Source organism: Brevibacillus borstelensis, from assembly GCF_037834415.1.
Taxonomy (GTDB): domain Bacteria; phylum Bacillota; class Bacilli; order Brevibacillales; family Brevibacillaceae; genus Brevibacillus; species Brevibacillus borstelensis_A.
This window is the reverse complement of record NZ_JAUMSJ010000063.1, coordinates 1-12,067: the sequence shown is the minus strand read 5'-3', so window position 1 is coordinate 12,067 and position 12,067 is coordinate 1. Positions and strand designations below refer to the sequence as shown.

General features: G+C 50.4%; 9 protein-coding genes, 1 tRNA gene and 1 other annotated feature. Of the genes, 8 read left to right on the top strand and 2 right to left on the bottom strand.

Annotated features, from left to right (window positions below; translation table 11 throughout):
- Positions 1-64: 64 nt before the first annotated feature.
- Complete coding sequence (locus Q3F21_RS26315; protein ID WP_340259451.1) at positions 65-1,063, bottom strand: YaaC family protein; 999 nt, start codon at positions 1,061-1,063, stop codon at positions 65-67.
- 166 nt (positions 1,064-1,229) lie between these two features.
- Here Q3F21_RS26315 and guaB point away from each other — a divergent pair, with 166 nt between their 5' ends.
- The 8 genes from guaB to Q3F21_RS26275 all read left to right on the top strand — a co-directional run bounded on the left by guaB (position 1,230) and on the right by Q3F21_RS26275 (position 10,979).
- Complete coding sequence (gene guaB / locus Q3F21_RS26310; protein ID WP_340259449.1) at positions 1,230-2,690, top strand: IMP dehydrogenase; 1,461 nt, start codon at positions 1,230-1,232, stop codon at positions 2,688-2,690.
- Between the two features lie 176 nt (positions 2,691-2,866).
- Positions 2,867-4,174 (top strand): D-alanyl-D-alanine carboxypeptidase family protein, encoded by a 1,308-nt coding sequence (locus Q3F21_RS26305; RefSeq protein ID WP_340259447.1) that lies wholly within the window; start codon positions 2,867-2,869, stop codon positions 4,172-4,174.
- Between the two features lie 101 nt (positions 4,175-4,275).
- Complete coding sequence (pdxS, locus tag Q3F21_RS26300) at positions 4,276-5,160, top strand: pyridoxal 5'-phosphate synthase lyase subunit PdxS (RefSeq protein WP_340259445.1); 885 nt, start codon at positions 4,276-4,278, stop codon at positions 5,158-5,160.
- Positions 5,161-5,168: 8 nt separating this feature from the next.
- Positions 5,169-5,747 carry a pyridoxal 5'-phosphate synthase glutaminase subunit PdxT gene (pdxT, locus tag Q3F21_RS26295; protein WP_340259453.1) on the top strand — a complete coding sequence of 193 codons (579 nt, stop codon included), beginning with the start codon at positions 5,169-5,171 and terminating at the stop codon, positions 5,745-5,747.
- 118 nt (positions 5,748-5,865) lie between these two features.
- Positions 5,866-6,091: a binding site (T-box leader), on the top strand.
- Between the two features lie 60 nt (positions 6,092-6,151).
- On the top strand, positions 6,152-7,435 hold the full coding sequence (gene serS / locus Q3F21_RS26290) for a serine--tRNA ligase (protein WP_340259443.1): 1,284 nt from the start codon (positions 6,152-6,154) through the stop codon (positions 7,433-7,435).
- A gap of 447 nt (positions 7,436-7,882) precedes the next feature.
- Positions 7,883-9,493 (top strand): malate synthase A, encoded by a 1,611-nt coding sequence (gene aceB, locus Q3F21_RS26285; RefSeq protein ID WP_340259441.1) that lies wholly within the window; start codon positions 7,883-7,885, stop codon positions 9,491-9,493.
- 17 nt (positions 9,494-9,510) lie between these two features.
- Entirely contained in the window at positions 9,511-10,791 is a 1,281-nt protein-coding gene (aceA, locus tag Q3F21_RS26280) for an isocitrate lyase (protein ID WP_340259439.1), read from the top strand.
- A gap of 111 nt (positions 10,792-10,902) precedes the next feature.
- Positions 10,903-10,979 (top strand) — tRNA-Arg (locus tag Q3F21_RS26275).
- Between the two features lie 261 nt (positions 10,980-11,240).
- Here the strand turns inward: Q3F21_RS26275 and Q3F21_RS26270 are convergent.
- Positions 11,241-11,699, bottom strand: coding sequence for a hypothetical protein (locus Q3F21_RS26270; protein WP_340259438.1), 459 nt, complete (start codon positions 11,697-11,699; stop codon positions 11,241-11,243).
- Positions 11,700-12,067 lie beyond the last annotated feature (368 nt).

Genomic DNA, 12,067 nt, shown 5'->3' with positions numbered 1-12,067 from the left:
AAGAATCTTCCCGGACTTAAAGCCGGGAGGATTTTTTTCTATATAGGTAGTAAACAACATCTGCTTATTTTAGAGCAAAGGTGTTGTTTTTTTGCATCTGCCTCATAATAACTGTAGGAAAAACATTTGCATGATGCTCCAGAAAGAAATCGATTAAATACTGCTCTGCGTAAGAATGGGACAAAGTAAGTTCACCCCACCATTCTGTATCATATCTGGACAACATGCTTAGTACGTACAAAAGCAAATAATGGTTGGCCCATTCCGGAAGAGGAAGGGTATCATTATCGCTATTCCAAAAAAACAAGGATTGCTCCTGAAAGCAGAAAAGGGGATGTTCGCCCAAGAGGGAAAAGGAGGAAGAAGGAACCACCATGGTTTTGTTTTCGTCATTTGACCAATGAACAGAATCCAGGATGTCTGGACTGTGAGTAAACCGTTTTACGTATTGCTGGAAGGTCTCGGGCGAATAAGCTAATGCTCCTCCTGAACGTGAGGGGAAGTGAAGACAATGAAGTACCGTATTCGTTTCCGTATCTGTTTGAGTGGTCCAGGCCACCGGGGTCCATGGAGAGGCATTGCCGGTCACTGCCAGCAAAGGTTCACGCATGGCCACCAGGTAAGTCATCAATTCCTGGATTCCGTAACGGTCCTGGAGCGGAGATACAGAGAGGAGATGAGCCAGATGCGAAAACAAACCTTCTTTTTGCGGACGCACTTCATCCTTTAAGAATTGGTAACTATTCCTCTTCACTTTCCGCGTGGTAACGCCGTGTTGGAGAACCCTGCTGTTCTGCGGATAATCAGGATCGATGACGACGAGCCAACCCTTGAGTACATGTACACAGCCGTAGAAAAGAAGCAAGGGTTTAATGGAAAGCGGCACTTTCTGTGCTGATTCATAAAACAAACGCGCTTGTTTCCATGTATATAAGAAACGTGTGCTTTGTTGGAAAGCGAGTCGCTCTGCATGCTCGATTCCTTTATTATGATAGTGTTTGTATAAAAAAGCGCGTGCTGCCGGCTCTGTTTCCAGCAAGCGCAAAAAGGACCAGGCATCCATTTCCATCACCTTTCTAACATTCGTATATGACAGCGCTTTCTTGTTATTTTTTTTGATTTATCTGGATAATTGCTTATATTACCGAACATTAAAAGGTTACCTTGACAGTAAATTAAGCCGTTTGTTACACTTGCATAAAACATTTTGGCGAAAGGAGCTCATACCTGTGCGGGAAGACAAATTCGTAAAAGAGGGCTTAACGTTTGATGACGTTCTCCTTGTTCCAGGAAAATCAGAAATTTTGCCTCGTGATGTCAATACATCCATTAAACTGAGCGATAAGGTCGTCTTGAATATTCCGCTGATCAGCGCGGGAATGGACACGGTGACAGAGTCTGCACTAGCGATTGCGATGGCCAGACAAGGTGGAATCGGCATTATCCATAAAAACATGACAATCGAGCAGCAAGCCAGCGAGGTTGACCGGGTAAAACGCTCTGAAAGCGGAGTCATCACTAACCCGTTTTCCCTCAGTTCGGAGCATACCGTCGCAGACGCGGACGCGTTGATGGGCAAATATCGCATCTCCGGTGTTCCCATTGTCGACAGCCAAAATCATCTGGTCGGAATTCTTACCAACCGCGACCTTCGTTTTGTTCATGACTTTTCAATTCCGATTAAGGACGTAATGACGAAGGAAAACCTGGTGACAGCCCCGGTTGGCACTACCCTGCAGCAGGCTGAAGCCATTTTGCAAAAATACAAGATCGAGAAGCTTCCATTGGTGGACGAGCATAATGTGTTAAAGGGCCTGATCACCATCAAGGACATCGAAAAAGCGATTCAATACCCGAATGCAGCCAAGGATCAGCAGGGACGTCTGCTGTGCGGCGCAGCTGTGGGTGTATCGGCTGATACGTTCGAACGCGCAGAAGCATTGGTAAACGCAGGGGTTGACGTTTTGGTCGTGGATACAGCGCACGGACACCACATCAACGTCAGCAATGCAGTGAAAAAACTGAGACAAGCATACCCGGATCTCACCATTGTAGCAGGGAACGTAGCCACCGGCGAAGCCACTCGCGATTTGATCGAGGCTGGCGCGTCTGTCGTAAAAGTAGGGATCGGCCCAGGATCGATCTGTACGACACGCGTTGTCGCAGGGATTGGGGTACCGCAAATTACAGCGATTTACGACTGTGCACGCGTAGCCAGAGAATACAATATTCCAATTATTGCCGATGGCGGGATTAAATACTCCGGTGATTTGCCAAAAGCGATCGGGGCAGGTGCATCTGCCATCATGATCGGCAGCCTGTTTGCCGGGACGGAAGAAAGCCCGGGCGAATTCGAGATCTTCCAAGGTCGCCGCTTCAAGGTATACCGGGGCATGGGCTCCATCGGTGCGATGAAAGCCGGCAGCAAGGACCGCTACTTCCAGGAAAACGCGCAAAAGCTTGTACCTGAGGGTATCGAAGGGCGCGTACCGTACAAAGGTCCGTTGGCTGATGTCGTTTATCAGCTGATCGGCGGTCTCCGTGCAGGTATGGGCTATTGTGGTACAAAATCCATTCAAGAGCTGATCGACAACTCCCGGTTCATCCGGATTACCGGAGCTGGATTGCGCGAGAGTCATCCGCACGATGTTCAAATTACGAAAGAAGCGCCAAACTACTCCATTTCGTAGGACTATCGGATCAAAAACCCCTTTCACTCGAAGAAAGGGGTTTTTTTCTAGCCATTCCTGCCGGGAAACTGGTGGAAACAAGCTTCAAGTGGGGTTGCTTTGTATGGTACACTTACAAATGTGTGTCCGTGCCTTAGTGGCCAAGACCGACAGAAGTGGGAGGGTGAGAGATTCAAATGAAACCGAGAACATGGACAAAGCGATTGACGGGTCTGTTCCTTTCTGTCGCTGTTTTTATCACCGCGTGGGGTTCCATGACAGCAAACGCAGGAGCTGCCCCGCAGGCTGACTTGCAGCTGGCTGCCAGCTCGGCAATCCTGGTAGAGGTATCAACGGGAAAGGTGCTCTACAGCAGTAATCCGGATCAACCGTTGCCACCAGCGAGCATGAGTAAAATGATGACAGAGTATCTTGTACATGAAGCGGTGAAACAAAAGAAAATTAACTGGGATGATAAAGTCCCGGTCAGCGAATATGCCTTTTATATTGCCAAAATGCCTGATTCTTCGGGCGTCTATCTGAACATGGGGGAATCCCATACCGTTAAAGAATTGTACAAAGCAATGGCTGTGGTATCCGCTAATGATGCGACTGTACTTCTGGCGGAAAGGATAGCAGGCAGTGAACCAAACTTTGTAGCGATGATGAACAAGAAAGCCCAAGAACTTGGGATGAAGAATACGAAGTTTGTTACATCGTCTGGGCTTCCTGCCGATGAGCTGGGCCCTTACTCCGTTCAAACTGACCAAAAGGAAAACTTGATGTCCGCTCGCGACTCGGCAATCCTGGCTCGGGCTCTGATTCGCGACTTCCCGGAAGCGCTGGAAATTTCTAAAATTCCTCGGTTTACCTTCCGGGCAGGTATGCCAAACGAGATAAAAAAGCCAAACTACAACTGGATGCTGCCGGGACTAAACCAATTTTATGAAGGCGTAGACGGTTTGAAAACAGGTCACACAGATGCCGCAAGATATTGTTTTACCGGTACTGCCATTCGAGGAGACATGCGAGTAATTAGCGTTGTCATGGGAGCAGGAAGTGAGACCAAGCGCTTTGTGGAAACGAAAAAACTGCTCGATTACGGCTTCAGCAACTACAAGCTGACCAAACAACTCGACAAAGGTGTGCCCGTCAAGGGATTTGAAACCGCTCCTGTGAAAAACGGCGTGGAACTGACTGTACCGGCAGTTACAAGCAATACCGTAATGACCCTGACAAAAATCGGGTCAGAGAGCAAATTCACCCCAACCGTCACGTTCCAGGAACTCACTGCTCCGTTGAAAAAAGACCAGGTAATCGGAAAGGTAACCTTTGTAGAAGAAGGCGCAAAAGAAACCGACTACCTGCAGCCGGAGGACATGGCCAAGGCTGGAGTCGACCTCGTCGCTGGACAAGAGGTCGAGGAAGGAAGCTGGATCCGCCTGTTCTTCCGCAGCATCATCCAGTTCTTTAGCAATATTTTCAGCAGCTTAACCGGCAAATAAGGTTGTACCCAAAATCAAACTTGGATTACAATGGTGAATATTAAGACAGCCATTGCAACGTTTTGTAGGCAGTATAAGACAATTGGGTAGGGGGCTTAGAAATGGTACAAGTAGGAACTTCCCGCGTGAAAAGAGGCATGGCGGAAATGCAAAAAGGCGGCGTCATCATGGACGTTGTCAATGCGGAACAAGCGAAAATCGCAGAGGCGGCCGGTGCTGTTGCCGTTATGGCACTGGAGCGCGTACCGTCTGATATTCGGGCAGCAGGCGGGGTAGCCCGGATGGCTGATCTGGGTATCGTGGAAGAAGTATTGAATGCCGTATCCATTCCGGTCATGGCAAAAGCTCGAATCGGTCATTTTGTCGAGGCTCGCGTGCTTGAGTCCATGGGCGTAGACTACCTGGACGAGAGCGAAGTCCTGACTCCTGCTGATGACATGTACCATATCAATAAAAAAGAGTTTACTGTCCCGTTTGTCTGTGGCGCACGCGACCTCGGCGAAGCTCTTCGCCGCATCGGTGAAGGCGCGTCCATGATCCGTACCAAAGGTGAACCCGGTACGGGCAACATCGTGGAAGCAGTACGTCACATGCGCACGATGCAGTCGCAAATTCGCAAAGTGCAGAGCATGTCCTACGATGAATTGATGGCAGAAGCGAAAAACCTCGGTGCTCCTTACGATCTCTTGGAGTACGTTCACCAAAACGGCAAGCTGCCCGTCGTCAACTTTGCGGCAGGCGGAGTAGCGACCCCTTCCGACGCTGCGCTGATGATGCAGCTGGGCGCTGACGGCGTATTCGTAGGATCGGGTATTTTCAAATCGGAAAATCCGGAGAAATTTGCTCGTGCGATTGTAGAGGCGACCACGCACTACACGGACTATGAATTGATTGCCCGCGTCTCCAAAGGACTGGGTACAGCTATGCCGGGTCTGGAAATCTCCAAGCTGCGTGACGCAGACCGCATGCAAGAGCGCGGATGGTAAGGTGACCGATCATGAAAATTGGCGTTCTTTCCTTGCAGGGAGCTGTCGCTGAGCATATCCGCATGCTGGCGGCAGCAGGCGCAACGGCAGTTGCAGTGAAAAGAGTAGACGAGCTTGAAGATCTGGACGGATTGGTCATTCCCGGCGGAGAGAGCACGACCATCAGCAAGCTGATGCACAAGTACGGCTTCATCGAAGCGCTTCGCCAGTTTGGCCAGGCGAGAAAACCGATATTTGGCACATGCGCGGGGGCGATTCTGCTCGCCAAACGAATCAACGGCCAAGACGACTGCCACCTCGGCTTGATGGATATCAAGGTGGAGCGCAATGCCTTTGGCCGGCAAAAGGACAGCTTCGAGGTCGAGCTTCCTGTCGCGGGAGTAGCGGCCGATTATCCGGCTGTGTTCATCCGTGCCCCGTACATCATGGAAGTGGGCGGAGCCGGCCAGGTTCTTGCCAAGTACGAAGAAAAGATCGTAGCCGCTCGCGAAGGCCATTATTTGGCGGCGGCGTTCCACCCTGAGCTGACCGAGGATGCCCGGATGCATCAGTACTTTGTCGACATGGTGAAGGAATACCGCAGCTGATTGTCCATCACGACAAATAGTTCCAAAAACCGGTGCCCGATGATGGCGCCGTTTTTTTTCACCATCTTTACACAGGTATAGAACCTGTAGTACAGTTAACAATAGAAGATAACAAACAAGGAACGCGATGAGGAGACTAGTACTTTGCAAGAGCTTGGCCCAGAGAGTCGGTGGTAGGTGAAAACCGATCCAGTCTGCAAGGGAATCCATCTCTGAGTGGCAAAAGATAAACTTTGCCCGGTACCGCCCCGTTATGGCGGATTCAAGCGGGTACATGCCGGGAAACGGAAGCGGGCATGTATCAACAAGGGTGGCAACGCGGGTCAACAACACTCGTCCCTTACCATAGGGGACGGGTGTTTTTTCATTGCGTTGAAGAATCGACGATGTTGGAGGGGTTTTTTATGTTAGACGTGAAAGTGTTACGCAACGATTTGGACGAAGTAAGACGCCGACTGGCGAATCGTAATGAAGATATTTCCGCGCTGGATCAGTTTGCCGAGGTGGATGAGAAGCGCCGTCAATTGATTCAGGAAGCGGAAGGCTTGAAAAACAAACGAAACACCGTATCCGAACAGGTAGCGGTTTTGAAGCGCAACAAGGAAAATGCGGACCATTTGATTGCCGAGATGAAGGAAGTAAGCGACCGAATCAAGGTGTTGGACGAGGAACTGCGCCAGCTCGATGAGCAGCTGGAACAAATTCTGCTGAGCCTGCCTAACCTTCCGCATGAGAGTGTTCCAGTAGGCACGTCGGAGGATGACAACGTCGTTGCCTGGACGTGGGGCGAGCCAAGAAAGTTTTCCTTTGAGCCCAGACCGCACTGGGAGCTTGGCCAGGAGCTGGGCATTATCGACTTCGAAACAGCGGCCAAGGTGACGGGAAGCCGTTTTGTTTTCTACAAAGGGCTGGGTGCCCGTCTGGAGCGCGCATTGATGAACTTCATGCTCGACCTGCATACGACGGAGCACGGCTATGAAGAGCTGCTGCCGCCGTATATTGTAAACCGGGCTAGCATGACAGGAACCGGTCAACTGCCTAAATTTGAGGAAGATGCATTCAAGCTCGAAGGACCTGATTACTTCCTCATCCCGACAGCAGAGGTGCCGGTAACCAACATGCATCGCGACGAGATCATGGATGGAGCGGAGCTGCCGCGCTATTACGCGGCATACAGCGCTTGTTTCCGTTCCGAAGCGGGCTCGGCTGGCCGCGATACGCGCGGTCTGATTCGTCAGCATCAGTTCAACAAGGTGGAAATGGTGAAATTCGTCAAGCCGGAAGACTCCTATGACGAGCTGGAAAAGCTGGTGAAGAACGCGGAGAAGGTCCTGCAGCTTCTTGGCTTGCCATACCGCGTTATGAGCATGTGCACCGGCGACCTCGGATTTACGGCGGCGAAAAAATACGACCTGGAAGTGTGGATTCCGAGCTACAACACCTACCGGGAGATCTCGTCTTGTTCCAACTTTGAGGATTTCCAGGCGCGTCGGGCCAACATCCGTTTCCGCCGCGACAGCAAATCGAAGCCGGAATTCGTGCATACATTGAACGGGTCGGGACTGGCCATTGGCCGTACGGTTGCGGCGCTGATGGAAAACTATCAGCAGGAGGACGGCAGCATCCTGGTTCCGGAGGCGCTTCGTCCTTATATGAACGGTCTGGAGAAAATCGCTCCGAAAAAATAAAGATCGAATCTCTACGGAATGCTTCCCTGCAAACAACTTTCTGTTCTAATACAGAAAGTTGTTTTTTTATCCGTAAAAACAAAGAAAAAAACACCGGCGGAATTTTTAGAAAATGTGTTGCACAACAGAAAGCACTGTTATATAATAACTTCAAACATTACGAATATTGTATTACTACAGTGAATGGAGGGAGTATGAGATGAACTGTTATCGTTGTGAAGGAAACGGCGAGCAAAATTGTCCCCAATGCGCCGGCGCAGGGCTTGATGACCACGGGATGGCGTGTCATCACTGCCACGGTGACGGATGTGTCTCCTGCAGTCATTGCAGCGGAAGCGGGTCTCTGGATTGAAGCCCTATTTTTTTGAACTGACTGTACTATAATACAAAACTAAATTTAAATCTGTACCATAACGTTTTTCCGCATTAGGAGAGGAGGAGACCATCATGACCGCGATTCAAACCAATCAGTATCCGGCAGATGTTCTGGTTACCGGGGAAATGCCGCCACAGTACGCGGATATTCTTACCCCGGAAGCCATTTCGTTTCTGATCAAGCTGGAGAGCACCTTTGGAGGCAGGAGACGTGAGCTGCTGGAGCTGCGCAGAAAAAAGCAGGAGCTCATTGACTCAGGCGAGCTGCCAGATTTTTTGCCCGAAACAGCCCATATTCGCAACGGCGTTTGGAAAATAAACGCTTTGCCGCCCGACCTGCTTGACCGAAGAGTGGAAATTACCGGCCCCGCCGGAGACCGAAAAATGGTCATCAATGCGTGCAACTCCGGCGCCCGGATGTTCATGGCTGATTTTGAAGACGCCAATTCTCCCACATGGGCCAATACGGTAGAGGGGCAGATCAACATGCGGGATGCGGTGAGGAGGACGATTACTTATACCAGCCCCGAAGGAAAACAGTACGCCCTCAAGGAGAAAACAGCGGTACTGATTGTAAGGCCGCGCGGTTGGCATCTGGATGAAAAGCATGTAAGGCTTCAAGGAAACCCGATGTCCGGCAGCCTGTTCGATTTTGGCCTTTATTTCTTCCATAATGCCCGCACGCTGCTGGATATGGGAAGCGGCCCTTATTTTTACCTGCCGAAGCTGGAAAATCACCTGGAAGCGCGGCTCTGGAACGACGTCTTTTGCTTCGCCCAGGATGAGCTGGGCATCCCCCGAGGCACCATCAAGGCAACCGTTTTGATCGAAACGATTTTGGCCGCCTTTGAAATGGACGAAATCTTGTACGAGCTGAGAGAACACAGTGCCGGGTTAAACTGCGGCCGATGGGATTACATCTTCAGCTACATCAAAAAGCTGCGCAACCATCCCGATGTGATCGTGCCGGACCGATCAACGGTGACGATGACCGTGCCGTTTATGCGGGCGTACACGACACTGGCGGTCAAGACCTGCCACAGGCGGGGAGCTCCGTGCATCGGGGGAATGGCCGCACAAATCCCGGTGAAAAACGACCCGGCGAAAAACGAGGAAGCTTTGGCGAAAGTGAGAGCAGACAAAGAGCGGGAAGCGTACGACGGACATGACGGAAGCTGGGTGGCCCATCCCGGATTGGTTCCTGTCGCGATGGAAGTCTTTAACCGCCTCATGCCGGAAGCAAACCAGATCTGGTATAAGCGGGAGGATGTCCATGTGACTGCCGCAGACCTGCTGGCCGTACCTGAAGGCCAGATTACCGAAGAAGGAGTGCGGACCAATATCAGGGTAGGGATTCAATACATCGAGGCATGGCTGCGCGGCTACGGCGCCGTACCGATCAACAATCTGATGGAAGATGCGGCAACGGCGGAAATTTCCCGCGCTCAGGTGTGGCAATGGATCAGACACCCCCGGGGTATTCTGCAGGATGGCCGCAAGGTTACGGCCGCCTTGGTCACCCAGTGGCTGAGCGAGGAGCTGCAAACCTTGAAACAGCAAATCGGCCAGGAACGGTACGAGATGGGCAAATACAAGCTGGCGGGAGAGTTGTTCCTGCAGCTGGTGACATCCGACGAGTTTTCCGAGTTTTTGACCGTTCCCGGCTATGCCTATCTTGATTAAAAAAAGGAGTGGGAGAAATGAACAGACAAGAAGCTATCAAACAATTGGAGGAAAGCTGGAAGACAGACCGGTTTAAGGGGGTTCAGCGTCCGTATACGGCGGAAGATGTCATCCGTTTGCGAGGCTCTGTCCAAATCGAGCATACGCTGGCCCGTATCGGAGCGGAGCGGCTGTGGCAGCTGCTGAATACCGAGCATCACATCAAGGCGCTCGGCGCTTTGACCGGGAATCAGGCGATCCAGCAGGTAAAAGCGGGACTGAAAGCCATCTATCTGAGCGGCTGGCAAGTAGCCGCCGACGCCAATCTGGCCGGACAGATGTACCCGGACCAAAGCCTGTACCCGGCAAACAGCGTTCCGCAAGTCGTAAAACGGATCAATCAGGCGCTGCAGCGGGCAGACCAGATTCAACAATCCGAGGGAACGGGCGACACCTATTGGTTTGCCCCCATCGTAGCCGATGCGGAAGCTGGCTTTGGCGGACCGCTAAATGTCTTTGAGCTGATGAAAGCGATGATCGAAGCCGGGGCATCGGGTGTGCACTTCGAGGATCAGCTCGCTTCAGAGAAAAAATGCGGCCATATGGGCGGCAAGGTATTGATCCCGACACAGGCGGCCATTCGCAACCTGACGGCTGCCCGTTTCGCGGCAGATGTCATGGGAGTGCCGACTGTGATCGTAGCCCGCACCGATGCGAACGGCGCGTTTTTGATCACGAGCGACATCGACGACAACGACAAGCCGTTCCTTACCGGGGAGCGGACAGCAGAAGGCTTCTTCCGCATGAGAGGCGGACTCGATGCCGCGATCGCCCGCGGACTCAGCTATGCTCCATACGCCGATTTGATCTGGTGCGAGACGTCCGAGCCAAACCTCGAGGAAGCACGCCGTTTTGCCGAAGCCATTCACGCCAAATATCCCGGAAAGCTGCTCGCGTACAACTGCTCGCCGTCGTTCAACTGGAAGAAGAAGCTGGAGGAGGCAGACATTGCCCGTTTCCAAAACGAGCTGGGCGAAATGGGCTACAAGTTCCAGTTTGTCACGCTGGCCGGCTTCCACGCCCTCAACTACAGCATGTTTGAACTGGCACGGGGCTATCGCGACCGCGGCATGGCTGCATACTCCGAGCTTCAGCAAGCGGAGTTTGCGAGCGAGGCTTACGGCTATACGGCTACGCGCCACCAGCGGGAAGTAGGCACCGGCTATTTCGATGAGGTCGCGCAGGTCATTGCGGGAGGGACTTCCTCGACGACGGCGTTGACTGGTTCTACTGAGGAAGAACAGTTTACTCATAATTAAATTGTTCTTCTAAATTAAATAAACACGAAAGGGACCAGGGATAAGCTCTCTGGTCCTTTGTTTGCAAAATGAGCGAAATCGCCCTATAATAAAAGGAGTGAATCGAATATTGTCCCCGTAGCTCAGCAGGATAGAGCGTCAGTTTCCTAAACTGTAGGTCGGAGGTTCGAATCCTCTCGGGGACGCCATTGGAAAACCGCGTGGTTGCGCGGTTTTTTCTGTTAGATGGCCTGTTTTGATCGATAATGCCTGAATTGATCAAAGAAATTTTTAGGCAGGATATAAGTTATAGTATCTAATAGAGGTAATTCGGTCTTTTACTTTTTGCGCTCTACTATGGCCCATGACAACAGCCACCAGTATAAAAAATAAGGCCGGCCTGATTTGATCTGGCCGACCCTATAAAGCGAAATCTCTTTTATGGTATTAAACGGTTTCTACAGTCACCTTTAGGGGATTTTGTAAATGGAATAAGAACCAGTAGGCTCTAAATCATCAACGATATTGCCTTGAGCATCCAAAACGTTAAACTGGATCAGGAAGTGGCATTCTCCCTCTCTTCCAAAATCTTCAGATTGGTAATTAACCAAATTATTTCCTTTTGCTTCAAATGTATAGATTCTCTCCCATCCATCGTCTGTTTTTCTTCTCAGTTTATAGAGTACACGGGCCGTATACCCCGCTGGTGCGGTTTGATTATGAACAACAACCCTCACACTTTCCCATTCTCCCAAAGTAAATCTAGGTGTAATCACATAACTGCCAGAGTAAGGTTGATTTTCAAATAAAGGGATAAGTTTCTGTTTCTGTGTAGAGACTTCCGAACTTATTTGGGCACTAGCTATTGGGGCCAATGATGTCAGAGCAAAAACGGAAAGCATAGATACGAGGAACTTTTTCGCTTTCAAACCAAACACCTCCCTTTAAAGATTTGTCATTATCCTTTTCTTTAGATATTCTTTCTATTCGGAAAATATCTAACAAAAAAAGATAATTTGGTAATGATTAGTCAGTATAATCAGAAACTTCCAATTCATTTTATATAGTAGCAATTTTTTATTTTATGTGTCAAGTGTTTCCCTTAATTTTTGGTAAATGCTTTTCATAGGGATAAGGATTTGGTTGGACCGAGAAAAATATGCCGGTGACTTGCTTCGGTTGCTGTTTGTTCCCTACGAGGCCACATAAATTCGGGCCTTTCCAGTTTCGGCAATGGTGAGAAGCCCGAAAAACGATGTGCCGGACTGTATCAAGAAAATAACTGAACCAGCATAAA

Excerpts from the sequence above, each read along its gene's own strand:
- aceB (WP_340259441.1), top strand. The coding sequence starts at position 7,883 with ATGACCGCGATTCAAACCAATCAGTATCCGGCAGATGTTCTGGTTACC.
- serS (WP_340259443.1), top strand. The coding sequence starts at position 6,152 with ATGTTAGACGTGAAAGTGTTACGCAACGATTTGGACGAAGTAAGACGC.
- aceA (WP_340259439.1), top strand. The coding sequence starts at position 9,511 with ATGAACAGACAAGAAGCTATCAAACAATTGGAGGAAAGCTGGAAGACA.
- Q3F21_RS26315 (WP_340259451.1), bottom strand. The coding sequence starts at position 1,063 with ATGGATGCCTGGTCCTTTTTGCGCTTGCTGGAAACAGAGCCGGCAGCA.
- Q3F21_RS26305 (WP_340259447.1), top strand. The coding sequence starts at position 2,867 with ATGAAACCGAGAACATGGACAAAGCGATTGACGGGTCTGTTCCTTTCT.
- pdxS (WP_340259445.1), top strand. The coding sequence starts at position 4,276 with ATGGTACAAGTAGGAACTTCCCGCGTGAAAAGAGGCATGGCGGAAATG.